Consider the following 24,884-nt stretch of genomic DNA (forward strand, 5'->3'; position numbering starts at 1 on the left):
TTTCACATAAATGGTAGCCATACCGCAGGCAGTGCCAAGTTTTGCACCGCCGCTATGCAACTTTGAATAAGCGAGTATCCTATGCCCAAAACTATCCTCGTCACCGGTGCTTCCAGCGGATTTGGACGCCTCATTTGTGAAACACTGGCCGGATCCGGTCACACGGTTTTTGCCTCAATGCGCGACACAGCGGGCAAGAACCGCGACCACGCTAGAACTCTGCGAGATCGCGGCCTCAATGTTGTGGACCTGGACGTGACGCAAGTCGAAACGATCGAGAAGGCAGTGGCGGAAATTCTAGCCTCACAGGGTCAGATTGACGTGTTGATCAACAATGCCGGTGTTGCCTCGGCGGGAGTGTCAGAGGCCTTTTCGGATCAACAGGTTGCGGACCTGTTTAATGTAAATGTCGTAGGGGTGCACCGTGTTATTCGTTCGGTTTTACCGTCGATGCGTAAGCAGGGGAAAGGCCTGGTTGTGAACATCGGTTCAATCCTCGGCCGGGTGACTTTTCCGTTCTTCGGTCTTTATGGTGCGAGCAAATTCGCGGTAGAGGCCCTGAGTGACAGCTACCGTTACGAGCTGTCGCAACTGGGCATTGACGTTTGCCTGGTGCAACCCAGCGCCTACCCCACCCAGATGTACGCAAGCGCTGCCCAGCCCGTGGACCTAACGACAGTGGATGAATACGGGGAGACGGGCAAGATTCCCGCTGCGATGTTTGAACACTTCATGACGATGTTGTCAGGGGCGGACGCGCCGGACCCACAAGATATTGCCGATGTTGTCCTTGGCTTGGTTGCACAGCCATCTGGCGAACGCCCGGCACGGGTTGTGGTCGGTACCAGCTTTGGTGCGGAAGAGGCAAATGTGGCCATGGCCCCCCTGCAGGCCAATACCATCAAGGCGCTGGGTCTCGGCCATCTTGCCACTCTCAAGACCGCTTAGGTCAACCGATCCTACAATCAGCTTGGTGAAGTCAGCCCCACAGCCGGTCGCTGTTGTGGGGCACTTCAGGTGGGCAACCCATGGCTCTGCTCGGCGATGGTCGACGCAGAGCAACCAGGGCTGTTAGGTTGAACGGGCGTCCTGCTCTGGCGCGGTTTTCCCTATTTGGGGGCAAGGCGCCTCTCAGATTGTCCTTTCAACCAAGAATGCCTGCCGTTGTATCCAATAGGGGTCGCAGAAATTTCTCAACCACCTCGTCTTCGTTAACGGCGATTGCTGAAATTGAAATCTGCACGGCGGTATGGGCGATCCCATCTGTTCCTTTCACAGGCGCCGAAAGACTGATTTCGTTCAACAGCATTTGATCGCGGGTAATGCAAAACCCATCCTGTCGCGCAGCCCGTATGCTATTGGCGATTTCTGCGCGGTCTGTGAGCGTTTTTGGCGTCTGCTGTAGCACTGGCCAGTTGGCGCAGGCCTCGGCGATTTCATCATCGCTTCTGGTAGACAGCATAACGCGTCCAGCTGCCGTGTTCAGTGCGGGCAGGCGGCGCCCGACAATACTGGATGCAAAATGGGTGCGATGGTTCGGCAGTCGCAGGGAATAGATGATGTGGTCCCCAGACAGTTGCGCGAGGTTGATCGTTTCACCATTGGCATGGCTGAATTCGATCAGCTTTGGCAAGGCGCTGGCGATAACTGGGTCCGACCAATAGTAGGCGTAGGCCAGTTGCAGCCAGGCATGGCTCGGGCGAAATCGCCGGGTGTTGGGATCGCGTTCGAGCATTCCTTCCAGGTGAAGAGTGTGTGCCATGCGCTGAACCGCGCTTTTTTCCAGCCCGGTACGTGACACCAGATCGGTGAGCGAGAGCGAAACATGCGATTCGTCGAACGCGCGCAGGATCTTTAGCCCCCGTGCAAGGGTGCTAACGTAGAGGTTGTCCTGCTTTTTTTCCATTCGTTTTCTCCTCCTGCGGTCTTGAAAAGGTGCTTTTTGCAAGCAAGGCCTTGACATCCGGTCGCTTCATTTTGCTAGGATGATTATATAGCAACCTCAAGTATTAAATAATAATACATACAACACAACAGGGAAACGCCATGCTCGCTCAGAAACCAACACGTTCCACCCTCGCAGCCGCCGTACTGATGGCCAGTGTTGCCATGCCCGCGCTTGCCGATAAGGCCTCGGAGACGCTCAACGTCGCCTTCACGAAAGAGCTGGAGAATGTCGACAGCTACTTTAACTCATCCCGTGAAGGCGTCGTGTTGCAGCGCGCGATCTGGGATGGTTTGATTTACCGCAATCCCGAAACCAACGAATATGTTGGCAACCTGGCCACCAGCTGGGAGTGGATCGACGACACCACGTTAGAGTTCAAGCTGCGCGAGGGCGTTACCTTCCACAACGGCGAAGCCTTCAATGCGGATGATGTTGTGTTCACTGTCAACTTCGTTGCCAACGAAGAAAATGGCGTGAAGACACAGCGCAATGTGAACTGGATGAAATCGGCCGAAAAGATTGACGACTACACCGTGCGCATCCACTTGAAAGAGAAGTTCCCGGCGGCGATCGAGTTCCTTTCTGGTCCGGTTTCCATGTATCCCAATGAGTATTACGCCGAGGCGGGCCCCTCTGGGATGGGGCTGAAGCCGGTTGGCACTGGTCCCTATAAGGTGACTGAGGTGGTGCCGGGTCAGCATTTTGTGCTTGAGGCCAACGGGAATTATCACGATAGCCCCAAAGGGCAGCCTGAGATCGCAACAATCGATATCCGTACGATTCCGGATGTGAACACTCAGATGGCAGAGTTGTTCTCTGGCTCGCTGGACCTGATCTGGCAGGTCCCGGCTGATCAGGCCAATAAGCTGGCGCAGATGGGCCAGTTCACGGTGGCCAATGAATCTACAATGCGCGTGGGATATCTGCAGATGGATGCCGCAGGCCGGAGCGGGGAGGACAACCCGTTCACCAACAAGCTGGTGCGTCAGGCGGTCAACCACGCGATCAACCGTCAGGAACTGGTGGACGCCCTGCTTCAGGGCTCTTCCAAGGTCGTCTATACGCCATGCTTCCCCAGCCAATTCGGCTGTGTACAGGATGTGACGGAATACGACTACGATCCTGAAAAGGCCAAGGCGCTGTTGGCCGAAGCCGGATATCCGGATGGGTTCAGCATTGATTTTTATGCCTACCGTGACCGCCAATACGCTGAGGCTATCACGTCCTATCTGAATGCTGTGGGCATCACCACGAACTTCAACATGCTGCAATACTCCGCGCTGCGTGAGAAGAACATGAATGGCGAAGTTGCCCTGTCCTTCCAGACCTGGGGCAGCTATTCGATCAACGATGCCTCGGCGATGGTCAGCCAGTTTTTCAAGCATGGCGCGCTGGACAGCACCCGCGACGATGAGGTCCTGGAATGGCTGAACGTGGCGGATAGCTCGACGGCCCCTGACACCCGTGTAGAATATTACACCAAGGCTCTGCAAAAGATCACCGGCGAAGCCTTCTGGGCGCCGATGTTCACCTACAACACCAACTATGTGTTCAAAGACGAAGTCGCCTATACCCCCACCTCTGACGAAGTCCTGCGCTTCGTCGATATGAGCTGGAAATAAGCCCGGCAGGGTGAGGGGCTGCCGCCTCTCACCCGCTCTTTGCCTTTGGACAGATCACCCCAGAAACGCGCGACCCCTGTGACGTGCGGAAGGTTAGGTATGCTCACATTCATCTTTAAACGGCTGGGGTTGGCTCTGCTTGTCGCCCTGACTGTCAGTTTTATCAGCTTCTCCCTGTTGTTTCTGTCAGGTGATCCGGCGGCGGCGCTGGCCGGGGAAACCGCCAGCGGTGAGGACGTGGAGGCATTGCGCCGCCTCTATGGGTTCGACCGGCCCATGCTTGTGCAATACGCCGAATGGCTGTTTTCGGCGCTGCGTGGGGATTTCGGCGAAAGCTATTATTTCAAGCTGCCCGTCGCCAGCCTGATTGCAGAGCGCCTACAGGTCACGATGACTCTGGGCCTATGCGGCATTCTCTTTGCGCTGGTGACAGCAGTGCCATTGGGTGTCATTGCGGCGATCCGTCCGAACTCGCTCATTGACCGGGTGGCATTGTTTCTGTCTGTGGCTGGTCAGGCCATGCCCTCCTTCTGGTTCGGTCTGATCCTGATCGTGGTCTTCGCGATCCAACTGGGTTGGTTGCCGCCCTCTGGCGCGGCCACTTGGCGTCATTTCATCATGCCCACCATCGTTCTGGGGTATTATGCCATGCCAGCCATCATGCGCCTGACCCGGGCCGGGATGTTGGATGTGCTGAATTCGGACTTCATCCGAACGGCGCGGGCCAAGGGTGCGGGGGAAACCCGTGTGCTGTTCAAACATGCCCTGCGCAATGCGATCATTCCCGTCGTCAGCCTCGCAGCAGTTCAGATGGGCTTCATGCTGGGCGGTTCCATCGTGGTGGAAAGCGTTTTTGCGCTGCACGGTGCCGGCTATCTCGCCTGGGAGAGTATCGCCCGCAACGACCTGCCGACGGTGCAGGCGCTGATCCTCGTCTTTTCGATGTTCTACATCGTCTTCACTTTCCTAGCCGACGTTCTCAACGCATGGCTTGACCCCAGAATGCGGAGTGCCTGATATGACCGATGTCATGGACCCCCTTGCCGCCGAAATCCACGGACCGTCGCCAAGGCAACTTCTCAAGGCCCGCGCGCTGTCGCACAAAGGGCTGATATTTGGCATGGTGGTCGTGCTGCTGCTGGTACTTGTTGCCATTTTGGCGCCAGTCTTGGCCCCGCATGACCCCTATGCCCAAAGCCTGATGACGCGCATGGTACCCCCGGTGTTCATGGGGGGCAGCTGGGAGCACCCGCTTGGCACCGACCACCTTGGCCGGGATTATCTGTCACGTTTGATCTACGGCGCACGCGTGTCTTTGATGATCGGGGCCATTGCCGCATTGATTTCAGGCGTGATCGGTACTGCCATGGGCGTTGCTGCGGGCTATTTCGGCGGTAAAGTTGACGCCGTCGTGACCTTCCTCATCAATGTGCGCCTGGCCATGCCGGTCGTGCTGGTGGCGCTGGCGGTTGTGGCGATCCTTGGCGGGTCGTTGACCGTGGTGATCTGTGTGCTGGGCCTGCTCTTGTGGGATCGGTTTGCCGTTGTGATGCGGGCCTCGACGCTACAGATCAGCCGCCGCGACTACGTGGCAGCTGCGCAGGTCATTGGCGCCTCAACTCCGCGCATTCTGTTGACTGAAATCATGCCAAATGTCTTTAACAACCTGATCGTTATCGTGACGCTGGAAATGGCCCATGCCATCTTGCTCGAAGCCGCACTCAGCTTCCTTGGCCTGGGTGTTCAGCCACCGACACCCTCGTGGGGATTGATGGTCTCCGAAGGCAAGAACATGATGCTGTTCGAACCCTGGTTGGTGCTGATACCGGGGGCTGTGCTTTTTGTGCTGGTGCTGGCGATCAATCTTATGGGTGACGGTCTGCGCGACGTTACTGCCCCTGAAGGACGGAGCTGACCAATGACTAAATCCTTGTTATCCGTCAAGAACCTTTCGATTGATATCCCAACCGGCAGCGGCATGCTGCATGCGGTACGGGGGATCGACTTTACCCTCAAACGCGGTGAAACCCTTTCGATTGTCGGCGAAAGCGGGTCAGGAAAATCCCTCACGTCGCTGGCGGTCATGGGGTTGCTGGGGAAATCCATCCGGTGCGCGGCAGATGAAATTCGGTTTGACGATGTGGACCTGCTGAGCGCGAACAAGCGGGTGATGCGCGATCTGCGCGGCAATCGTATGGCGATGATCTTTCAAGAGCCGATGACCTCGCTCAATCCGGCCTATACAATTGGCGACCAGCTGATGGAAGCACTGTTGCTGCACCGCAAGGTCAGCCGAGCCCAGGCGCGCGCCCGGGCGGTGGAATTGCTGGAAAAGGTCGGGATCACCGCTGCCGAAAGCCGCCTGTCGCAGTATCCGCATCAGCTCTCTGGCGGGCTGCGGCAGCGGGTGATGATCGCCATGTCGCTCATGTGTGAGCCTGATCTGCTGATTGCAGACGAGCCGACCACGGCGCTGGACGTGACCATTCAGGCGCAGATCCTGCGGCTGTTGGTTGACCTCACCCGTGAGATGAACATGGCGATGATCCTGATCACACATGATCTGGGCGTGGTGGCGCGGGTCGCCGACAAGGTTGCCGTCATGTACGCGGGGGAGCTGGTGGAAACTGGCCCGGCAACGGAGGTCTTCGCCGCCCCGAGCCATCCCTACACGCGTGGTTTGCTGCGTTGTATTCCGCAGCCGGGTAAGACAGCACGCGGGGCGCCGCTGGGCACCATTGCCGGGATTGTTCCCTCACTCGTCGGCGAGGTTGCCGGCTGCGCCTTTCGCACACGTTGCCCCCATGCCAGCGCCGCCTGCCGCGACCCGATCCCCATGCGCGGTGACCCCAGCCATGAATTTCGCTGTGTCTTTGCCGATGGGGCGCTGTCCGAAGAAGGAGAAATCGCATGAGCGATATCCTCACGCTTGATCAGGTCAGGAAGACCTATAGCGTCAAACAGGGACTGTTTGGCAAACGCAAACCGCTGACGGCGGTCAATGATGTTACCCTATCCTTGCGCAGGGGAGAGGTGCTGGGGCTGGTCGGTGAATCCGGCTGCGGGAAGTCCACGCTGGCCAAGTTGCTCCTGGGGCTTGAAAAGCCAACCGATGGCGATGTCTTGGTCGAAGGGGACAAGATGCAGGACCTCGACCGGCGCGCGCTGGCGGGGCGATTGCAGCCGATCTTTCAGGATCCCTATTCCTCGCTCAACCCGCGTAAATCTATCTATGATCTGATTTCTCTGCCGCTGCGGGTGCACCGCATTGGCGACGCCGCAAGCCAGCGTAAGGCGGTATTGGATATACTGGATATCGTGGGCCTGCCGGGGCGGGTGATCAACACCTATCCCAGCCAGATGTCCGGTGGCCAACGCCAGCGCGTGGCCATCGCTCGCGCGCTTGTGATGAAGCCGGAAATCGTGATCTGCGATGAGCCGACCTCGGCGCTGGATGTATCGGTTCAAAGCCAGATCCTGAACTTGCTCGGGGATCTACGCAAGGAGTTCGGCCTGACCTACCTGTTCATTTCTCACGATTTGGCGGTGGTCGAGCACCTCGCGAGCCGCGTGGCGGTGATGTATCTGGGCCGGATCGTGGAGGAGGCCCCTGTAGCAGAGCTCTTTGAGCGGCCGCGCCACCCCTACACCCGCGCGTTGCTGGGGTCGGTGCTGACACCTGAGCCAGGCAAGGGCGTGCCGGAAACCTCCCTGGGCACGGCCTATCCAAACCCTATCGACCCTCCGTCGGGCTGTGCATTTCATCCGCGCTGCGCTCATGCGACGGCGCATTGCGCTGCTCAGGCACCGCGCCCCCTTGAGACGGAAACAGGGCGTGTGGAATGCCACCTGCATGATCCGCAAAGTCCAATGTTCGAGGATCGATCGGCATGACTGCGCTGTCAAAATCCCAAGAGGTCCGCAAACATGTGATCGAAACGCCAGGCGGCGTGGTCGCGGCTCAGAACCGCCTCGCCGCCGAAGCCGGGGCAGAGGTTTTACGCGCAGGTGGTGATGCCGTCGATGCCGCAGTGGCCACCTCTTTTGCCATTGGCGTTGTCGAGCCCTGGATGAGCGGTCCCGCTGGTGGCGGTGCTGCCGTCCATTGGCGGGCAGAGACCGGTGAAGCCGTGGCGATCAACTTTGGCATGCGTTCCCCCAAGGGCCTGAATGTTGAGGACTATCCGTTGTCAGGGGAAGGCAAGGCGGGTGACTTATTCCCCTGGGAGCGTGTGGTCGCAGACCGCAATGTCGAAGGTGCCACTGCAATTGCTGTGCCAGGTACAGTTGATGGGATCGGACAAGCCCACGGGCGCTGGGGCCGTATGCCCTGGGCGGATCTGCTGGCGCCGGCCATTGCCCATGCGCGAGAGGGGATGCTGGTCGATTGGTATGCGGCGCTGCTCATCGCCTCGACAGCGCGCAACCTTGCGAAAGACACCGATGCCGCCGCCATGTTTCTGGATGATGGGAAATGGCCCAAGGCCTCTGGGTGGACGGCTATCCCGGACAACCGGCTGGATCAAAGCGCGATGGCTGATATGCTGGACACACTTGCCAAGGGTGGGCCACGGGCGTTCTACGCCGGTGATATCGCCCAGGGGATGGCCGGGGATGTACAGGCCAAGGGCGGATGCCTGACAACTGAGGATCTCGCCGGATATCGCGCCTGGATGGGGAGAGCGCAGGCTGTGCCGTATCGCGATGCGCTGTTTCATGTCATGCCAGGGCTGACCGCTGGGCCGACTTTCGCCCGTGTTATGGGGCAGCTTTCGGATCTGGATCTGTCCGCGCCACTGCAGGCCTATCCTGCCTATGCCCGCGCCTTGAGCCGCGCCTACGCAGAGAGATTGGGTACCATGGGCGACACGGGCGAAGTGCCCGAGGCCCCCGGTTGCACCACGCATTTCTCCATTGTCGACCGAGCGGGCAACATGGTGGCACACACGCAGACCTTGCTGTCTATCTTTGGCAGTCGGGTGGTTTCTCCGTCTACAGGTCTATTGATGAATAACGGCATCATGTGGTTCGACCCGGAACCTGGAAAACCGAACTCGCTCGCGCCGGACAAATCCTGCCTGATGAATGTCTGCCCTATTGTCGGTAGCCAGGGCGCGCGCAGCTTTGCGATCGGGGCCTCAGGTGGGCGCAAAATCGTCTCAGCCGTTGCGCAACTGGCCTCCTTTGTTACCGACAGAGGTATGGACATTGGCGAGGCCTTTCATGCGCCGCGTATTGACGTATCTGGTGGGGCAGGGGCGATCGCCGACGATAGCCTTCCTCAGGAGGTCTTGTCCGCCATTGCGGAGGTCATGCCGGTCCAAACCACCCGGCGCACCGTTTCGCCTTATGCTTTTGCCTGCCCTGCCGGGGTGATGCGCGATGACGCAGTGAACTCCGGATGTACAGAAATCATGTCACCTTGGGGTGACGCAGCCCTTGAAGAGATCCGATGACCAGAGAAACCGCCCTTGCCAAAGCCACTCAGTATTTCGAAACCGGTGGCTTTCAGTCCGATCTTGCGCGCCTTGTGTCCTATCGCAGCGAAAGCCAAAATCCAAACCCCGCAGCCCAGGCGGAATCTCTGCGCTACTTGACAGAGGCGATGCAGCCCCGTCTTGAAGCCATGGGGTTTACCTGTGAGCTGATTGACAATCCCGATCCCAAAGGCGGTCCTCTGCTCTTGGGCGAACGACATGAAGGCGCGGATCTGCCTACCATCCTGACCTATGGGCATGGCGATACCGTGCTGGGCCAAGAGGGGATGTGGCGCGAGGGCTTGGAGCCCTGGGAAATCACCGAAGAGGGGGATCGCCTCTATGGACGCGGCACGGCAGACAACAAGAGCCAACATCTGATCAATATCGCGGCTCTCGAGTCCGTTCTGGCGACGCGCGGCAGTCTCGGCTTCAACACGCGGATCGTTTTGGAGATGAGCGAAGAGGTCGGCTCTGTTGGCCTGCCCGAAGTTTTCCAGACCCATAAGGACCGGCTGACGGCGGATGTCTTGATCGCCTCCGATGGCCCACGCCTGCAGCCGGACGTGCCGACAATGTTCATGGGATCGCGCGGGGGAACAAATTTTGACCTGGTGGTTGAAACCCATGAAGGCGCGCATCATTCCGGCAACTGGGGCGGGCTTCTTGCAGATCCTGCGATGATCCTGGCCCATGCGCTGGCTTGCATCACCGATGTGCGTGGCCAGATCAAGGTGCCCGAATGGCGCCCGGACAGCCTGACCGATACGGTGCGCGATGCCCTGCGTGATCTTCCCGTGGCAGGGGGAGACGGCCCTGAGGTCAACCCAGATTGGGGTGAGGAAAGCCTGACCCCGGCTGAACGCGCCTTTGGCTGGAACAGCTTTGCAGTATTGGCCATGGTCTCTGGGGTGCCAGAGGCCCCGGTCAATGCGATTTCCGGATGGGCACGGGCCACATGTCAGCTGCGCTTTGTGGTCGGTACTGACCCGGAAAACGTGTTGCCCGCGCTGCGTCGCCACCTTGATGCCCATGGTTTTGAGCAGGTTCAAATCCGGCAGCACGACCGCGGATTTTTTGCAGCCACTCGGCTGGACCCTACTCATCCCTGGGCGCAGTTCGTAGGCGCGTCGATCCGCGAAACCGCGGGGGATTTGCACGTTTTACCCAATCTTGCTGGGTCGCTGCCCAATGACAGTTTCACGGATATTCTGGGCTTGCCAACCATCTGGGTGCCGCATTCTTATCGGGGATGCTCACAGCATGCGCCAAATGAACATGTGTTAAAGCCGGTTTGCCGTGACGCATTGCGGGTGATGGCAGGGGTGTTCTGGGACATCGGGGCAAGCGGGTTTCGAGGTGGGTAACTGGGAACTGGCAACAGGTGATAGGGGCGCGTTATGGGGCGCTGATCTTGAAGCGATGCCTATATTCACCTGCGCTAATGCCCGATATGGATTTGAAAAGACGGTTAAAGGCGGATACATCCTGATATCCAACGCTCCAGCACACCTCGCTAATCGACAGCACGGTGAGTTCTAATAATCCTTTTGCTTTTTCAACCCTCAGTTCCTGAACATAGCGATTTATGGATAGGTCTGTGCTATTGGAAAACTTGCGATGCAGTGAACGTTCGGTAAGCCCTGTTTGGAGGGCAAGTGCTTTGACGGTCAGATCGGCTTCGGTATTGCTTTCCATCCAAAGCTGAAGCTGACGAATTACCGGATCATTGTGCCCCATGTTTGGCCGAAATGAGCGATAGTTGCTTTGTTCCCGTCCGGTTGGGTCGATCAACATCTGGCGACAGGTGCGCGACACGACGCTTGGACCGAGCCAGCGACCAATCAGGTGTATCCCTAAATCGACCCAGGCCATAACGCCGCCGGCTGTGACAATATCATTGTCATCCACCAAAATATGTTCTGGGCTGAGATGAACCTCTGGAAAGGTCGACGTGAAGTCTTCCTCTAGCGCCCAATGGGTCGTTGCGGGGCGCCCATCCAAAATACCCGCATAGCCGAGCCAATAACTGCCCGCACAGGCGGAGCAAACTGCGGTGCCCGCAAGATGCCGATCTCGGATCCACAGGTGCAGATCGTGATCCTCCGCCCCCCGTGCCCCTGTCAGATTGGGGGGCAGAATGATGGCGTCGAGTTTGGCGGCTGCAGCGATTTCCGAAGGTGTCAAAATCTGATGCGTTATCTTTCGCCCTGCGTCCTCTTGCGCATTCCGGTTCGCCACGTCGAACATCTCACCCAACCCATGCAGAGCGGATTGTTGAACGCCGTCATAGGCGATGATGCCGATGCAGGCACCGAATGGCGGATCTGGCATATTGTTTGTCATATCTGCCAATCGTATCTGGAGGGCGTGCGGGAGTAAACTCAGGTTCGGTACTAACGAAAATTGAGATGAGGACAAAATGACCAAAACTGCGCTGCTTATGATCGATATCCAGAACGATTATTTCCCGAGCTTTTCCGGAAGCCTAATGCCTCTACCGGCCATGGAGGCGGCCACGGAAAATGCCGCACGTTTGCTTTTGGCGGCACGCAATAGCGGTACAAGGGTGATTCATATCAAGCATGTTATGGCGTCGAGTGAAGCCCCGTTTTTCAAACCTGGCACAGCTGGCGCCGAGCTCCATGACTGGGTCAGCCCGGAGGCGGCGGAGACCATCATCGAAAAACCCAGGCCGAACAGTTTTGTTGGCACCTCTCTGGAAGACGAATTGCGGGCAGGGCAGGTCGAACATCTTCTTGTCTGCGGTGCCATGAGCCAGATGTGTGTCGATGCGACCGTCCGTGCCGCCGTTGATCTAGGTTTCAAGGTGACCGTGGCCCATGACGCTTGTGCCGCTGCAAACGTGACGCATGATGGCGTTAATGTCCCTTCTGAGATGGTCCATGCTGCGATCATGGCGCCCCTGGCCGCCAGCTACGCCGATGTTGAGAACACTTCTCAAAGCCTGGATAAGCTGCGGGACTGACGGTCGAGCAGCATCTCTGCGTGCACTACTTTGAAGGCGTCTTGCCTGTGCGGTGCCCCCGTTCCTGTGGGGGCACCGCAGGGTCTGTTAGAACCTAAAGGGCTGCTCCTTGATGGTGATTTGACGGGGTGCGCCATCCAACAGGATCACCAAATCCGAAGCGTCATCCGCGACCTCCGCCGCGATCATTCCAACGCCGATGTTTCGTGAAAATCTGGGCGAGTAGACAAAGTCACTCAGGATGCCGACGATCTGCCCAAGCGCATCTCGCACCTCCAGAGAATGCTGACATGCCTGGATCGGAGCCCCAGAGATGACATAGCCAACACGTCGGCGCTTCACGCCTTCTTTCTTGATTTTCAAGAGGGCTTTGCGTCCGACAAAGTCATCTGATTTGTCGAAATCAACCAGCTTTCCTAAAGAAATCTCAAAGGGATTACATGGGGTTGTTTGTAGACGGCCATCGGCCCCATAAGATACCAATCCGCTTTCGAGACGCTCTATATCATTGGGTGCACCCGGACGAATACCGTAGGCAGCGCCTGCCGCCTTAACAATATTCCACAATTCGACGCCGCGTGATCCATCCTGCAGGTAGAGCTCAAAGCCCCCCTGTTTAGACCATCCAGAACGCGCCAGAACAAGAGGGATCCCCTGCAGTTCAGTCTGCTCAAACCCAAAGTACTTGAACTCCTTCACCCTGGAGCCAAACAGGTCGGCAACCAAGGATTCAGCTTTGGGGCCCTGAATGGCGAGTGGTGACACATCCGGCTCAAAGACCCGGACATCCCACCCGCGTTCGGCGGCAATCGCACTGGCCCAGAGTTCGATATCGCTGTCTGCAATCGAAAGCCAATACCGATCTGAGGCAAGCTTCAACAAGACCGGATCATTGATCAACATGCCTTCATGATTGCAGATCGGGACATACCGGCCCTGGCCAATTTTGGTTTTGCTTACATCGCGCGTGGTCAAGTACTGGATCAATTGCGCGGCATCTGGGCCTGAAATTTCAACTTGGCGCTGCGCCGCCACATCCCACATCGCCACGCCGGTCATCAAACTGTCGTATTCAGCTTGCGGGTTTCCAAAGATCGCCGGAATAAGCATATGATTATAAACAGAAAAGGATGAAACGCCATCGGCGAGGACAGCATCGAAATAAACTGATTTTCTGATGTTCGGGCCGATACCTATTTGGAACGTCACGTGATTTCTCCTGTTTGGCCAGAGCGTTGATTTCGTCCTCATGCCTATAGGTTTTTTGTGCAAAATGTGGTCAATATCTTCGTCAAAATGGCGTAATATTGCAGGCTCTTCATGGATAGACTGAACACCCGGATCATTGAGGCCCTGCAAAGGCGCGGCAACATGACAAATGCGGAACTGGCCGAAGAGGTCAATTCGACCCCTTCGACCTGTTTGCGCCGGGTTCAGGCGTTGCAGAGATCGGGGATCTTGACCAAAAATATCTTTCTTGCCGATGCAGCCAAGCTTGGTCGTGGCCTGAAGGCGATCATTACAGCCACGACCAAGGACCACACACGACTGGATCGAGAAGCCTTTGCAAGGCGGGTTCGATCAGAGGCTGCCATTACCTATGCCTATGGCGTTACCGGAGACGTGGACGCGATCTTAATCGGCAATTTCCAGAATATGGTCGAATATCAAGAGACCTGCGACCGTTTGTTTGATGGTGACGAAAGCATCGTTCGCTATACGACACATTTCATTTCTGAGACCTACAAGGACGACCCAGCCATTCCCTGCGATGCCTTTGACGATAAGACATGAATGAGGCAATGCTTTCCAACCCCTTTGTTCCTGGGGCTACGCAGGAAGGCTTTCGGGGACCAGGCGCCGTTGGGGACCGATGTGCAATGTTTGGTGTTCGACGAAACCCCCTATCGCTAAACTGATCCATTCCCGGGCCTCGGGAACGACCAATTCTAGTTGAGGAAGGTCGTTCACGCATAGAAATTTAAACGCCGACTTGGATGCTTTCCCCAACAAGGAGACCGTTTCAGTTGGGCAGCGATCACGCCCTTGCCCGCTTTTGATATGCAGGTGGTCCTTGGTGAGCATGAGCACAGCGTCCTGGGCCGCTATGCTGGCGTGGTTATGAAGTCCCTGTGGTAAGAACTGACTGAGATCGCGAAAACGGTGGCGAATATTGTCGACAAAAGCACCTGTGTGTCGGTCAAACAGCCGTGCCATGACGGAGCGTCGCATCGGGTGAACAACATGCGCGGCTGCGAATAATCGGCTATCGTCAAACCCCAAAATCCGGGCGGCATTTCGTTGCATGTAATGGTTGAACTTGGCCGGGTCCCGCCGCATGAGCGGGCTCTGTAGCGACGCCCCGTAGTCTACCCATTGTCCGCGCAGAACCGGGGCAAGCCCTTGAAAAACATCTGTCGGGTTTAACGGTGCGCTCAGGAACACATCATCGTTAAAGTACATGAACCGCTCGCTGAGCCCAGGAATCCTCCACAGCATGGTCTCGATGGCCAGGGAGTTAAACGTTGGGAGAAAATGCGTGAACCCAGCAAAGATTTCGCGATGAAAGACAAACTTGACCTTGGCTCTGAGCTTGGCAGAGAGCGCCTGTAGGTCAGGCGTTTCCTCGTCGACCACGATCCAGATTTGACCCACCCAAGGGGCGTGGTTTTCTATGGATTGCAGACAGTACAAGATTTCATCGTTGCAGGCCCACCGATGCGGATTGGTGGCGTTTTCGTGCAGCGGAGCCTCAGCCTGTTCCATATACAGGTTCCGCTTGCGCATATGGCTTTCGGAACTTCCGTTTACCCAGGTGATAACAGCATCAATTGGGCCGCAAGGAGTATCGTGTTGTTGGGACATATTGTATTTCAAATCCGTTTACGCTGCGCAGCCTGAAATTGTCAGGATGGCCTGTGATTGGCCGGACATGGTTTCGAGATAGTCTTGCCCCAGCGTGGTGACCGTTACTTCGGCCCCAATGATTTCGCTCCCCGCGACCATAGTTTCAGTGCTGCCACCTGTATCGTCGATATCAATTGTAAAATCGACGGATTGACCTGAAGCTAGGCTGTCGAGCTCCAAGGTGACAGCGGTGTCGCCGTCTGCGATTGATGAGTGGTGGCGAACGACATTTTGGCCTGAGACAAGTTCGAAAGGTTGATAGACCGCAACACCTGCTCCGCTGTCAGTGACGTCAAACACCAGCCCAGTGGCCGCCGTCGACAGGTCTATCCTGACGATGGTCGAGGCCAGATCGCAGTGACCGGAGTTGGCAATCACGAACCGGTCTTTTGGCGCGCCTTCGATAAAGGATACTTTTACCTCGGCCAGTGCCGGGGTGGACAACATCACCGATACCGCAAATAGAGCAAATGTTTTCATCGTGTTCCCAATCATTCGTTTTTTATCAATGACGCTCATCGACAGCGTCTTGGATCCAGTTCAGTTCTATGTGCGTGCTACCGGCTAAGGATCGCCGGAACGCTGTTCATTTTTCAGCGTGTTGTTCGGGCATGTTTGGCGGTGTTTACACCGTCTTTAGTCTGGCTTTAATCTGGCGAACGGCGCGTTCTTACTCTGCTCACCATCCCTCAAGGGTTTCCATCGACGCGGGGAAGCCTCTGGGAGATGTGATTTTTCCATCCGGTTACTGCCTGCACAATGCGCATTGATATTGATACGGAGGGTTTCGATCCTTGGATCACCAGCGGGCACATTTCTCTGTTTCACGATGATCTTTGCGGTGAAAATACCGTCATGCGCCGTCGACCTCCCAAAAACTACCAGCCAGGGGGGCAATGGCTTTTGGGGGGTATCCGTTTGCTAATTGAGGAAAACGATTGCAGCATTTAGGGCTGTCGCAAATCCCACCCAAGCGACATAGGGCACAAACAGCACGGCCAGAAGCCGGTCAGACTGCCATGCACGCCTTACGAAGAGCGAAATTGCGCCCAATAGCAGGAGGATGATTAGGAGGGCCAAGACCGGCATTTGAGCCGCAAAAAATGCCGGGGACCATAGAAAGTTCAACCCCATTTGCAGGCTCCAGAGCCCTCGCAAAACCGCCTGTTCTGGCTGTAGCCACAGGCGCCAACCGATATAGGCAATAGCCAGATATAGCAGGGTCCAGACCGGCCCAAATATCCAGTTTGGCGGATTGAAAAAGGGTTTTTGCAAGGCGGCGTACCAATCGCCCGGCGCGGTTAGAATGCCGATCAATATCCCTCCGCCCATCACACCAATCAAGAACAGCAGCAAGGTGGTGAGTTGTTTCATTTGCATCCGACCTAGGTTGGGATTGGCACGTCGCCAAGTCAGTTTCATTTCTTACGCAGGATGCGGCGGTAGCCGCGCATGCAGCCTGCGATTAACGGCCGTATTGGTAGGAATAGGCGGTAAAACAGCTCAAGAAAACTGGCGATACCGGGTGTGTCCGCCAATATCGACACCCAACGCCAGGAGGGGAGAACACGCCAGACCTCAATGAAGCCTCGCGCGCCCGATGTCTGTCGCCCATCCGGTAGACGTACATGGAACCTTGCCAATGCCTGCGCCTGGGTAATCTCATTATCGCCGGAAAACCCCTCAGCGGAGACATCTACAAAGCACAGCGATTGGTTGCGATCTGCCCGTTTGTAGACCTCAATTTCGGTGGCGCACAATGGGCAGGATCCGTCATAAAACACCGTGAGCTTTCGCGGGGGGAGCAGGGGATCTGTCATCACTGCAGAAGAGCTTCGATGTCACGCCGGATTTGAGAAGAGAGTGGCCTGGTGCTGGGACTGTAGGTTGCCACAAGTTCCCCCTCTGGACTGATCAGAACTTTGGTGAAATTCCACTTAGGGGCAAAACCAGTCTCCAGCATTAATGAATGGTAGAAGGGATGCGCCTGCGGCCCTGAGACTTTGGTGATGGCTGCCATGGGCAGATCAATTCCGAACTGCAGCTCGCAGAAATTCTTGACCTGTTCGTCCGTTGTCAGCTCTTGCCGGAAGTCGTTAGACGGAACCGCAACGACAATGAGTCCTTCGTCACGGTAATAGTCATAGAGGCTCTGAAGACCGCTGTATTGCTTTGTGAAGCCACATTTGGAAGCCGTATTCACAATCAGTATCGGCTGTCCTTGCCACTCTGACAGTGCCAGGCTCCCCCCATCAATGGATGAAAATGGGGTTGCTAAATCCAAAGCTCGCACTTGATAACCCGCGAGAATGGACACCATCAAAACGAATATTCTACCCATGTCGGCTTCTCCTTGTAGTAAGGCTACGCAGCCAAAGTGCGTTTGGATCACCTCGGCTTTCCCCACGTTCTGCGCAGACCTGCCAAGACGCCCCTCCCAAGATTGCAGCCCAGTGTTTGTGGGGCTCGCAGTGGAATGAGTTCTGCCCTTCGCCCGCTCTGGGGCTCTTGTGGGGCTGTCCTTTAGAAGAGGCGAAGCCGACTAAGGCTGGGCGTTCCCTTCCTGTCAGCGCCTCAGGTGTATCGGTTCTGGGCTTCCTTTGACCCAAAGCGGGCGGGTGCTGCAATGCAGGCGGCTGCGAAGCAGCATCCATCCAAGCAGAAAGATATCCGAGTTCTGGAACAGGGGTTGACCAACCTTTTACTTATATCTAAATAGGTAATAACTAAATAGGATATAACTATGGCCAACCTTGATGGATATGCAAAACCTAGTATCGCGATCGACCTTGCGATACTGACTGTTATTGACGGGGACCTACATGTGCTGCTGGTCGACCGTCCTGCAAAGAACGTAGCAGGTTGGGCGATGCCCGGTGGCTTTGTACACATTGACGAAGCGCTCGAAGATTGCGTTGAACGTGTGTTGAGCGAAAAGGTTGGCGCCAAACCCGTTCATTTCGAACAGCTTGCCACTTATGGCGCGCTTGACCGAGACCCACGTGGTCGCGTGATCAGCATCGTTTACCTCGCTCTTTGTCCAGCCGAGGTGTTGCGTGACGCAAATCTTGCAAAGATCAGCGTTGACTGGGAGGGCGAGACGGGCGGCCCAGCGGCGGCGCAGAGGAATGGCATTCCACTGCCCCTTGCCTTTGATCACGCTTACATCCTCGGCGATGTAGTCAAGCGGTTGCGAGGCAAGCTGAATTATACGCCTGTTGGCTTTGCGCTGCTGGGGGAGCGTTTCACCCTGCGTGAAGTGCAACAAGTCCACGAGGCCATTCTGGGGACCCCGCTGAAGAAACCCCCTTTCCGACGTAAACTGCTGGATCGGGGGATGATCGTCCCAACGGGCGAGTTCGAGAGCGGCGGAGCATATCGCCCAGCCGAACTGTATGAAGTCAAGTCAAAGGAGTAAGGCCGATGGCACAGATCAAACGCTATTTTATCGCTAACCAACTGCGCGCTGAGGCATCGCAGCACATTCAGTATTTTCGCAAAGGGAGGCTTAGGAAATCAGGCAAAGGTTTGTCCTTTTGGTTTGATCCCAATGGTGCCTCTTTGACTGAAATTCCAATGAATGACCGCGAACTTATCTTTATGATCAAAGGACAGTCGTCTGATTATCAGGATTTGGCTGTCCAGGGATCGGTCATTTGGCGAGTTGGCGATGCTGACAAGATTGCATCTCGTGTCGATTTTGGCATCGACATCAACAAAGGAGGGCGCCTGGGTAAGCCAGAGGAGCATATCAAATCAGTTCTGACTGGGCTGGTCCGTGAGTTTGCTGACGACTACCTGAAAGACAAAGAGGTGCGGGATTTGCTCGAGGCCGGATTGTCGCCGATCCAAGCCGCGATTGCTGTGGGGTTTGACGCTGACCCAACCTTACAGGCTATGGGTTTAGAGGTGGTGAGCATTCGTGTTTCAGCCTTGTCTCCAAGTTCAGAGCTGTACCGCGCCTTGCAGGCCCCAACCTTTGAAAGCCTGCAGCAAAAAGCGGACGAAGCGACTTTCTCGCGTCGTGCTTTGGCGGTGGATAAGGAACGGGCAATTGCCGAAAACGAGCTGCAAAATCAGATTGAGCTGGCATCGCGCCGTAAGGATTTGATTGCGCGTGAGGATGCCAACGCAAGGTCTGAGGCAGAAGCGAAGGCCGGAGCCAAACGTATCATGGTTGAAGCTGACAGCGCCGCCAAGATTATCGGTGCCGAAGCTGAAGCTAAGCGTATCCGTGCGGTGGAACAGGCCGCCGCCGACATGGAAAAGGCCCGCATGGACGCCATTGCGTCGGTCCCCGCTTCGGTCATGTTTGCCCTTGCTGCACAAGAATTCGCGGGCAAGCTGGAAAAGATCGATAGCTTGACCGTCAGCCCTGACATGCTGTCCGGGATGATCCAACAGGCCAAGGCGATAATGACATCGCCCGCGATGGAGACGTAAGATGGGCAGCCTAAACCCGCGTGTTGTGCTTGTGTCCAGAGAGACAGAATATGCCGCCTTGTTGGCCAAGCACGGCACACGGGGGCAGGCTGAGTTCTTCCTGTCCTCCCGAGGCCAAAAAATGGCAGAACTGGATGAGCGGGAGGCGTTGCAATCCCGCGCCCTGGCTGCCGCAAAAGAAATTGTACCTGCTGATTGGTCCTTTGTTCATGTGCTCCGCCAGGATCTGAATCGCTTTCTGTTTCGCCCAGAAGATATTGTCGTACCTGTCGGCCAAGACGGGCTGGTTGCGAATATTGCCAAGTATTTGGACGGTCAGCCCGTGATTGGGGTATCCCCTGATCCGGCCTCATCCGAGAATGTGTTGATCCGTCACGGAGTAGATCGTTTGCCGAAGTTACTCAAAGCCGCCGCGAACGCTGATATCGACATTCAGGCCCGTGCGATGGTCGAGGCCAACGCCGGTGATGGGCTAACATTGCTGGCTTTGAATGAAATATTCATCGGTCATCGCTCCCACCAGTCTGCCCGCTACGTTGTGCAAGTCGATGGTTCGGAAGAGTTCCAATCTTCCAGCGGAATGATCATTGCCACGGGCACCGGGCTGACGGGCTGGGCGAAATCCATTATGACCGCCACTCACCGCACCTTTGAAATTGCACCAGAAGAGCGTCGGGCTGCGTTCTTTGCGCGCGAACCCTGGCCAAGTCGGACCAGTGGCTGTGACATTGCAGCGGGTGAAATCGCAGAACAAAGGCAGCTATCGGTACTGTCTCGGATGAACGAAGGTGGTGTGATCTTTGCGGATGGGATTGAGCAGGATTTCCTGCCTTTCGATTGGGGCACCCAGGCGCAGATCGCATTGGCAGAGCGCCGATTGTCACTGGTTGTGTGAAAAGGCCCTCAATTGGTCCTAACGTTTCTTGGGCAGCAGTATTGGCACGGTGGGGTCAGACCTGAAGCTCAGGTTGGGCTGGTTGTCGCGGTTTTTGGATAGTGTGTTTGCGACGATGGGGTTCAACGGGTCAGGGCGCGGCAATCAACATCCGCATCATCGCCTCCGTAAAGGGCTTGGGTAGTTTCGCTGGCTGTGCAGCTGCCTCAAGTTCCTTTGGGACACGGTATATTTCGCGGGTCGACATCAAAGCCAACCGACAGGTTGGAAACAGGCTGTGTCCGAGTTGGAGCAGTTCCCAGCCCGAAGCCCCATTGTCCAGGTTCAGGTCGCTCAGCACGAGATCCAGCTCGCGCTGTCGGTGGAGTTGCGCGCGCCCCTCGTTGAAACTTTCTGCACGGATAACGTTAAAGCCCAAACGCTCTAGGGTTTCTGATGCAGATGCCAGGTAGGCAGGGTCGTCATCAATCACCAAAGCCGTTCCTGGTGTCAGCGTCTTATCGGATTGGCTGGTATCCTCTGTCAGGGCGGGGAATGTGAGCGTCACGGTGGTGCCCCGATGCGGACCTTCTGTTTGAGAGCTGAGGGTGAGTTCGCCACCAGACTGATGAACAAAACCGTCGACCATCGACAGACCCAGCCCTGTGCCGCTGCCATCGTTGCGATTGGAGTAAAATGGCTCCGTTGCCTGACGCAGTACCTCGGGTGTCATCCCAGAGCCATTGTCGCAGATAGAAAGCTTAGCGCCGACTTCACCTGTTACGCAGACGCGGATATGCCCCGTCTCACGGATCGCTTGGCCTGCATTGACGCAGAGATTTAACACTGCGCTTTCCAACTGCCCCGGGTCTACTCTGGCAAGAACAGGTTCAGACGGAATTTCAAACTCCATCGACACCGCGCTTGGCACAGCGATTTCCAACAGATCCGCCATTCCCTCAATGAGCAATCCGATGTCCGTTACCTGTGGCTCCAGGTGTTGTTTGCGCGCAAAGGCCAACAGGCGCTCTGTCAAGGACACCCCCAGATCAAGGGCCGACCGCAGGCGGGTATGAAGACGCCGGGCGTCGTCAGGGTCCGCGCTCTCCAAGAGATGCAAGTTTCCGGAAATGCTCGACAGGATATTGCCAAAATCATGGGCGACTTCCCCAGAGACCTTTCCCAGCGCCTCGACCCGACGAATTTCTTCCAGCCGTTTCTCGACCCGTTTGCGTTCCGTGGTTTCAGACAGCAGCCAGACCTCTTCGCCATTGGGGAGAGGGGATCGTCGCAGTTCCAATACGTTGCCGGAGGGGTCGGCATATTCTTCAAATCCGCCATGCTCACTGGCAGAGGTGCGGCGGGCGAAACCGGACTCTGCAATCAGATCCGAAACCCGCGCGCGGGTCCGGTCCTGCGCGGGGGGCAACCTCAAGAGCTCCCGCAGATTTTCGTTTTCGGCCTCGATCCACCCTTTGGAAGAGGCAATCGCCACGCCATCCTTGATGTTGCGAAACACCCGCGAAAACAGGGCGTTCTGATGACCGATCTGCCGGGTCCGGCGCTCCAACTTGCGGGCGCTTTCCCGGAACACATGAAAGGCTGCATAGAGCTGGCCGATTTCATCCTCGGAATTTGGCCCCCGCGGGGGCTCGGTGCTGTGGTTTCCGGCTGCAAGTCTGCGCATGGCCTGGGCAATGCGTTGCAGATTGCGCGCCACATAGCGTGACACATAGAGCGAAGAAGTGATCGCCACCAGCAAACTGGCGACGGTGAGGGCGAGAAAGGCGTTCTTGGCAACTTGCAAGTTGGTCGAGGTCTCTGCGCGGGCTTGGGACAGCCGGTCTTCTGCAAGTGCGACTTTGGTCTCGGCAAAGGTGCTGACGCGGCGCGCCTCCTGGCGGATACGAAACAGCGCATTTTCTGCATCAAGTCGGGCTGCCAGATCGCGGTGCTTTAGAACAAACAGGCCTTCGCCGCGTTGGGCTGTTTGCTCGATCTCGCTTAACGTCGTTGCGTGCACGGGCCAGAGTTGCGGGATCAAGGCTTCGCGCTGCGTTGTGTAGCGTCGGCTGAATTCTCCCAGCTCGATCAGCGCATTGGCTCGCCCTGCGCCAATTGCGCTTGTCGTGAGTTGTTGCAACCCCGACCATACCTGCCGTTCAGCCAATGGTAAGCTGGTGTCCGCGGTGAACCGCCTCACCCGTTGATTGAGCCGCACCATGTCACGGTCAATTGCGTCCAACGCAGCCTGCCGCGCGGTCTGAGGTTCCAATGCTGCCGTCAGATCATCAATGGCAAATCGCAACCGCGCCACCGGTAGGTCCAAAACCGGGTCATCAGCTGAAAGGGCCTCGATCCGGTCCAGGTTATCCAAAACCTTGGCCTTTTCCTGCTCCAGCTGGAACGGCGGGAAGAGCGCATACAAGAACGGAGCCGATGTTGCCAGATCAGCAGATTCCCGCGAAAGATCCAAGGCTTCTGAAACTTCAGCCAGCGTTTCCTTGTGCAGCACGTTCATCCAAAGCTCAGTCCGGTTCAACACAAGCAAGCCAATCATGCTGACTAACAGGATGAGACCAAACAAAACGGCAATCGCCGCTGAGAGGCGAAACCGTACACTCAGGTTTGACAGCAGAGCCATCATGAGCCGTTTTCTGAAAGGTGGAAGATATAGCCCTGCGCGCGGCGCGTTTGCAGATGCACGGGCTTGGAGGCGACGGGTTCAATTTTGCGGCGCAGGCGCAGGATCAATACGTCGATAGTGCGATCCACATAGCGTTGCATATCAGAGCCCAGCTCTTCCAATAGTTCGGGGCGCGGGATAACTCGATTGGGATTGCGGGCGAAATATTCCAGCAGGCGATACTCCGCATTGGTCAGGGGGATCTCTTCACCCTCAGCATCCAACAGGCGACGGGTCTGGATATCGATGCGTTTGTTGCCAAAGGTAATGCCGTGACCAGAGATCGCACCGGGTTTTGAGGCCCCGTGCCCATAGCGACGCAGCACCGCGCGGATCCGCGCCACCAATTCACGGGGATTGAAAGGTTTGATCAGATAGTCATCCGCCCCGGTTTCCAGACCGATAATTTTATCGATCTCATCGCCAACGCCCGTCAACATCACAATTGGGATCTCGTAGCGTTCGCGAATGTGGATCGCCAGGGTCAGCCCAGACTCTCCGCGCAGGCGCAGATCGATCAATGCCAAATCCACTGGTGGTGGGTCGCCTAGGGCCATGAAAGACCGGATGTCAGGACAGCATAGGGCCGCGAACCCGCTTTCGCGCATCAAAGCGGAGAGGGTCGTGCGCACGCTTTCATCGTCGTCCACAATGGCAATGAGCGGCTCAGCTTTGCTCATCTGCAGGGCACCCTTTTCCTAAGTATTCCGGCATCGTCCCAGGGCATCCCAATGCCTAGGGTGTCGAATATGCCAGATTCAATGGCGCAGACCATGCCAGATTCTGGATCCATGCAACCGGGTTTGTAATATTGTTAACATTAAACTTGCTTTTCGTCTGTTCCGTTAACAGACGCGGACTCGCTTCCGCGTGCTGTGGGCTCCTACCTTGGGCGGGTCAGCGCATTGCCCTTGGAGGAACATCATGGGGCATGTGTGAAAAGGGAGGAAACCATGACACCATTTATTACCCGAGCTGCAACCGCACTTGGCATCCTGTCGGCAAGCGCCTTTGCCGCCGCAGCCGAAAACTGCGCCGACCGTGGCGCGCTGGATGAACTTTATTGCGACGCCAACGGCGATCTGGTTGCGGATACGCCTACCGATCCAGCAGAGCTGCGCAATCCAGATACGCTGGTTTTTGCCTATACCCCGGTCGAGGATCCAGCGGTTTATGCAGACATCTGGGCCCCCTTCATTACCCACATGGAAGAGGTGACTGGAAAGAATGTACAGTTTTTTGCTGTGCAATCGAACTCTGCCGAAGTTGAGGCCATGCGGTCTGGCCGCCTGCATGTGGCGGGCTTTTCCACCGGGCCAACCCCCTTTGCTGTGAACCTCGCAGGGGCTGTGCCCTTTGCGATCATGGGGGCTGAGGATGGCCAGTTTGGCTACAAGCTGCAGGTTTTCACCCAGGCAGACAGCGATATCAAGGAAGTGAAAGACCTGGCGGGCCGCCGTGTGGCACATACCTCGCCGACCTCGAACTCCGGTAACCAAGCACCACGTGCCTTGTTCCCAGGTCTGGGTATCGAACCCGATAAAGACTACGAAGTGACCTATTCTGGCTCCCACGACCAATCCATGCTGGGCGTTGTAGCAGGTGACTATGACGCAGCGCCTGTGGCCTCAGAAGTGGTCGAACGCATGGCTGAGCGTGGTCTATATGATGCTGAGGATGTACGCATGATCTGGGAGAGCGATCCCTTCCCAACCACATCCTTCAACCTTGCACATAATCTGGACCCCGCGCTGGCGGAGAAGATCAAAGAGGCCTTCTTTACCTTTGATTTCGCCGGTACGAAGCTGGGTGACGAATTCTCGGGCGTGAGCAAATTCATTCCAATCACCTACCAGGATCAGTGGGCGGTTATCCGTCAGATCCAGAAATCCAACGGTGTGGAATATACCCCACAAGGGCTTGCTGGAAAGTAACCAG

General features: G+C 56.6%; 24 protein-coding genes and 1 pseudogene. 14 read left to right on the forward strand and 11 right to left on the reverse strand.

All coding sequences use genetic code 11. From position 1 onward, the window contains the following. Positions 1–81 precede the first annotated feature (81 nt). Positions 82–948, forward strand: coding sequence for an SDR family oxidoreductase (locus MED193_RS18780; protein ID WP_009811352.1), 867 nt, complete (start codon positions 82–84; stop codon positions 946–948). Positions 949–1,144: 196 nt separating this feature from the next. Here the strand turns inward: MED193_RS18780 and MED193_RS18785 are convergent, their stop codons facing one another. After that, positions 1,145–1,906 (reverse strand): IclR family transcriptional regulator, encoded by a 762-nt coding sequence (locus MED193_RS18785; protein WP_009811353.1) that lies wholly within the window; start codon positions 1,904–1,906, stop codon positions 1,145–1,147. Positions 1,907–2,046: 140 nt separating this feature from the next. Between MED193_RS18785 and MED193_RS18790 the strand changes: the two genes are divergently transcribed. The 7 genes from MED193_RS18790 (at position 2,047) to MED193_RS18820 (ending at position 10,414) form a co-directional block, all read left to right on the forward strand. Continuing rightward, positions 2,047–3,570 carry an ABC transporter substrate-binding protein gene (locus MED193_RS18790; RefSeq protein ID WP_009811354.1) on the forward strand — a complete coding sequence of 508 codons (1,524 nt, stop codon included), beginning with the start codon at positions 2,047–2,049 and terminating at the stop codon, positions 3,568–3,570. Between the two features lie 99 nt (positions 3,571–3,669). After that, positions 3,670–4,587, forward strand: a complete 918-nt coding sequence (locus MED193_RS18795; protein WP_009811355.1) for an ABC transporter permease — start codon at positions 3,670–3,672, stop codon at positions 4,585–4,587. Position 4,588: 1 nt separating this feature from the next. After that, on the forward strand, positions 4,589–5,485 hold the full coding sequence (locus MED193_RS18800) for an ABC transporter permease (RefSeq protein WP_039966400.1): 897 nt from the start codon (positions 4,589–4,591) through the stop codon (positions 5,483–5,485). A 3-nt stretch (positions 5,486–5,488) separates the two neighbouring features. Beyond that, positions 5,489–6,484 (forward strand): ABC transporter ATP-binding protein, encoded by a 996-nt coding sequence (locus tag MED193_RS18805; protein WP_009811357.1) that lies wholly within the window; start codon positions 5,489–5,491, stop codon positions 6,482–6,484. Further along, positions 6,481–7,464: an ABC transporter ATP-binding protein gene (locus MED193_RS18810; protein ID WP_009811358.1), complete on the forward strand. Its 984-nt coding sequence runs from the start codon at positions 6,481–6,483 to the stop codon at positions 7,462–7,464. Before MED193_RS18805 ends, MED193_RS18810 begins: the two co-directional genes overlap by 4 nt. Further along, positions 7,461–9,026 (forward strand): gamma-glutamyltransferase family protein, encoded by a 1,566-nt coding sequence (locus MED193_RS18815; protein ID WP_009811359.1) that lies wholly within the window; start codon positions 7,461–7,463, stop codon positions 9,024–9,026. Before MED193_RS18810 ends, MED193_RS18815 begins: the two co-directional genes overlap by 4 nt. Further along, positions 9,023–10,414 carry a M20 family metallopeptidase gene (locus MED193_RS18820; RefSeq protein ID WP_009811360.1) on the forward strand — a complete coding sequence of 464 codons (1,392 nt, stop codon included), beginning with the start codon at positions 9,023–9,025 and terminating at the stop codon, positions 10,412–10,414. The genes MED193_RS18815 and MED193_RS18820 overlap by 4 nt, the downstream gene beginning before the upstream one ends. A gap of 31 nt (positions 10,415–10,445) precedes the next feature. Here MED193_RS18820 and MED193_RS18825 read toward each other — a convergent pair whose 3' ends face one another. Next, positions 10,446–11,381 (reverse strand): GlxA family transcriptional regulator, encoded by a 936-nt coding sequence (locus MED193_RS18825; RefSeq protein WP_039966403.1) that lies wholly within the window; start codon positions 11,379–11,381, stop codon positions 10,446–10,448. Between the two features lie 88 nt (positions 11,382–11,469). On the opposite strand from MED193_RS18825, the gene MED193_RS18830 reads away from it, so the two are divergent. After that, positions 11,470–12,036, forward strand: a complete 567-nt coding sequence (locus MED193_RS18830; protein WP_009811362.1) for a cysteine hydrolase family protein — start codon at positions 11,470–11,472, stop codon at positions 12,034–12,036. 87 nt (positions 12,037–12,123) lie between these two features. Here MED193_RS18830 and MED193_RS18835 read toward each other — a convergent pair whose 3' ends face one another. Further along, a complete protein-coding gene (locus tag MED193_RS18835) occupies positions 12,124–13,395 on the reverse strand; it encodes a glycine cleavage T C-terminal barrel domain-containing protein (protein ID WP_254655475.1) in 1,272 nt (423 codons plus the stop codon). Between MED193_RS18835 and MED193_RS18840 the strand changes: the two genes are divergently transcribed. Beyond that, positions 13,357–13,830 (forward strand): Lrp/AsnC family transcriptional regulator, encoded by a 474-nt coding sequence (locus MED193_RS18840; protein ID WP_009811364.1) that lies wholly within the window; start codon positions 13,357–13,359, stop codon positions 13,828–13,830. The genes MED193_RS18835 and MED193_RS18840 overlap by 39 nt on opposite strands. A 36-nt stretch (positions 13,831–13,866) precedes the next feature. On the opposite strand, the gene MED193_RS18845 is transcribed toward MED193_RS18840, so the two are convergent. The 6 genes and pseudogenes from MED193_RS18845 to MED193_RS18865 all read right to left on the reverse strand — a co-directional run bounded on the left by MED193_RS18845 (position 13,867) and on the right by MED193_RS18865 (position 17,284). Then, positions 13,867–14,802, reverse strand: coding sequence for a hypothetical protein (locus MED193_RS18845; protein ID WP_254655476.1), 936 nt, complete (start codon positions 14,800–14,802; stop codon positions 13,867–13,869). Positions 14,803–14,805: 3 nt separating this feature from the next. Beyond that, positions 14,806–14,901: pseudogene (locus tag MED193_RS23410) on the reverse strand (Stealth CR1 domain-containing protein); the annotation flags it as partial. Positions 14,902–14,919: 18 nt separating this feature from the next. Next, positions 14,920–15,423, reverse strand: a complete 504-nt coding sequence (locus tag MED193_RS18850; RefSeq protein WP_157041420.1) for an aggregation factor core protein MAFp3, isoform C — start codon at positions 15,421–15,423, stop codon at positions 14,920–14,922. 441 nt (positions 15,424–15,864) lie between these two features. Further along, the gene (locus MED193_RS18855) at positions 15,865–16,317 is read right to left on the reverse strand and encodes a TspO/MBR family protein (protein ID WP_039967055.1); all 453 of its coding nucleotides are present in this window, start codon (positions 16,315–16,317) and stop codon (positions 15,865–15,867) included. Positions 16,318–16,361: 44 nt separating this feature from the next. Further along, the gene (locus tag MED193_RS18860; protein WP_009811368.1) at positions 16,362–16,763 is read right to left on the reverse strand and encodes a thiol-disulfide oxidoreductase DCC family protein; all 402 of its coding nucleotides are present in this window, start codon (positions 16,761–16,763) and stop codon (positions 16,362–16,364) included. Beyond that, positions 16,763–17,284 carry a glutathione peroxidase gene (locus MED193_RS18865; RefSeq protein ID WP_039966404.1) on the reverse strand — a complete coding sequence of 174 codons (522 nt, stop codon included), beginning with the start codon at positions 17,282–17,284 and terminating at the stop codon, positions 16,763–16,765. Before MED193_RS18865 ends, MED193_RS18860 begins: the two co-directional genes overlap by 1 nt. A 402-nt stretch (positions 17,285–17,686) precedes the next feature. On the opposite strand from MED193_RS18865, the gene MED193_RS18870 reads away from it, so the two are divergent. From MED193_RS18870 to MED193_RS18880, 3 genes are read left to right on the forward strand one after another with little or no spacing between them, the layout of a single operon-like run. Beyond that, on the forward strand, positions 17,687–18,361 hold the full coding sequence (locus tag MED193_RS18870) for an NUDIX domain-containing protein (RefSeq protein ID WP_009811370.1): 675 nt from the start codon (positions 17,687–17,689) through the stop codon (positions 18,359–18,361). Between the two features lie 5 nt (positions 18,362–18,366). Beyond that, positions 18,367–19,386 (forward strand): SPFH domain-containing protein, encoded by a 1,020-nt coding sequence (locus tag MED193_RS18875; protein WP_009811371.1) that lies wholly within the window; start codon positions 18,367–18,369, stop codon positions 19,384–19,386. Between the two features lies 1 nt (position 19,387). Then, positions 19,388–20,281, forward strand: a complete 894-nt coding sequence (locus MED193_RS18880; protein ID WP_009811372.1) for an inorganic polyphosphate/ATP-NAD kinase — start codon at positions 19,388–19,390, stop codon at positions 20,279–20,281. A gap of 130 nt (positions 20,282–20,411) precedes the next feature. Here MED193_RS18880 and MED193_RS18885 read toward each other — a convergent pair whose 3' ends face one another. Together MED193_RS18885 and MED193_RS18890 are read right to left on the reverse strand one after the other, a co-directional pair. Further along, positions 20,412–22,907 carry an ATP-binding protein gene (locus MED193_RS18885; protein WP_009811373.1) on the reverse strand — a complete coding sequence of 832 codons (2,496 nt, stop codon included), beginning with the start codon at positions 22,905–22,907 and terminating at the stop codon, positions 20,412–20,414. Continuing rightward, entirely contained in the window at positions 22,904–23,632 is a 729-nt protein-coding gene (locus MED193_RS18890; protein WP_039966405.1) for a response regulator, read from the reverse strand. Before MED193_RS18890 ends, MED193_RS18885 begins: the two co-directional genes overlap by 4 nt. Positions 23,633–23,899: 267 nt before the next feature. On the opposite strand from MED193_RS18890, the gene phnD reads away from it, so the two are divergent. Next, positions 23,900–24,880, forward strand: a complete 981-nt coding sequence (gene phnD, locus MED193_RS18895) for a phosphate/phosphite/phosphonate ABC transporter substrate-binding protein (RefSeq protein WP_009811375.1) — start codon at positions 23,900–23,902, stop codon at positions 24,878–24,880. Positions 24,881–24,884: the final 4 nt, after the last annotated feature.

This window comes from Roseobacter sp. MED193, assembly GCF_000152965.1.
GTDB lineage: Bacteria > Pseudomonadota > Alphaproteobacteria > Rhodobacterales > Rhodobacteraceae > Pseudophaeobacter.

Coding starts and splice junctions, on each gene's coding strand:
- MED193_RS18780 (WP_009811352.1), top strand. CDS start 82: ATGCCCAAAACTATCCTCGTCACCGGTGCTTCCAGCGGATTTGGACGC.
- MED193_RS18785 (WP_009811353.1), bottom strand. CDS start 1,906: ATGGAAAAAAAGCAGGACAACCTCTACGTTAGCACCCTTGCACGGGGG.
- MED193_RS18790 (WP_009811354.1), top strand. CDS start 2,047: ATGCTCGCTCAGAAACCAACACGTTCCACCCTCGCAGCCGCCGTACTG.
- MED193_RS18795 (WP_009811355.1), top strand. CDS start 3,670: ATGCTCACATTCATCTTTAAACGGCTGGGGTTGGCTCTGCTTGTCGCC.
- MED193_RS18800 (WP_039966400.1), top strand. CDS start 4,589: ATGACCGATGTCATGGACCCCCTTGCCGCCGAAATCCACGGACCGTCG.
- MED193_RS18805 (WP_009811357.1), top strand. CDS start 5,489: ATGACTAAATCCTTGTTATCCGTCAAGAACCTTTCGATTGATATCCCA.
- MED193_RS18810 (WP_009811358.1), top strand. CDS start 6,481: ATGAGCGATATCCTCACGCTTGATCAGGTCAGGAAGACCTATAGCGTC.
- MED193_RS18815 (WP_009811359.1), top strand. CDS start 7,461: ATGACTGCGCTGTCAAAATCCCAAGAGGTCCGCAAACATGTGATCGAA.
- MED193_RS18820 (WP_009811360.1), top strand. CDS start 9,023: ATGACCAGAGAAACCGCCCTTGCCAAAGCCACTCAGTATTTCGAAACC.
- MED193_RS18825 (WP_039966403.1), bottom strand. CDS start 11,381: ATGCCAGATCCGCCATTCGGTGCCTGCATCGGCATCATCGCCTATGAC.
- MED193_RS18830 (WP_009811362.1), top strand. CDS start 11,470: ATGACCAAAACTGCGCTGCTTATGATCGATATCCAGAACGATTATTTC.
- MED193_RS18840 (WP_009811364.1), top strand. CDS start 13,357: ATGGATAGACTGAACACCCGGATCATTGAGGCCCTGCAAAGGCGCGGC.
- MED193_RS18845 (WP_254655476.1), bottom strand. CDS start 14,802: ATGGAACAGGCTGAGGCTCCGCTGCACGAAAACGCCACCAATCCGCAT.
- MED193_RS18850 (WP_157041420.1), bottom strand. CDS start 15,423: ATGAAAACATTTGCTCTATTTGCGGTATCGGTGATGTTGTCCACCCCG.
- MED193_RS18855 (WP_039967055.1), bottom strand. CDS start 16,317: ATGAAACAACTCACCACCTTGCTGCTGTTCTTGATTGGTGTGATGGGC.
- MED193_RS18860 (WP_009811368.1), bottom strand. CDS start 16,763: ATGACAGATCCCCTGCTCCCCCCGCGAAAGCTCACGGTGTTTTATGAC.
- MED193_RS18865 (WP_039966404.1), bottom strand. CDS start 17,284: ATGGGTAGAATATTCGTTTTGATGGTGTCCATTCTCGCGGGTTATCAA.
- MED193_RS18870 (WP_009811370.1), top strand. CDS start 17,687: ATGGCCAACCTTGATGGATATGCAAAACCTAGTATCGCGATCGACCTT.
- MED193_RS18875 (WP_009811371.1), top strand. CDS start 18,367: ATGGCACAGATCAAACGCTATTTTATCGCTAACCAACTGCGCGCTGAG.
- MED193_RS18880 (WP_009811372.1), top strand. CDS start 19,388: ATGGGCAGCCTAAACCCGCGTGTTGTGCTTGTGTCCAGAGAGACAGAA.
- MED193_RS18885 (WP_009811373.1), bottom strand. CDS start 22,907: ATGATGGCTCTGCTGTCAAACCTGAGTGTACGGTTTCGCCTCTCAGCG.
- phnD (WP_009811375.1), top strand. CDS start 23,900: ATGACACCATTTATTACCCGAGCTGCAACCGCACTTGGCATCCTGTCG.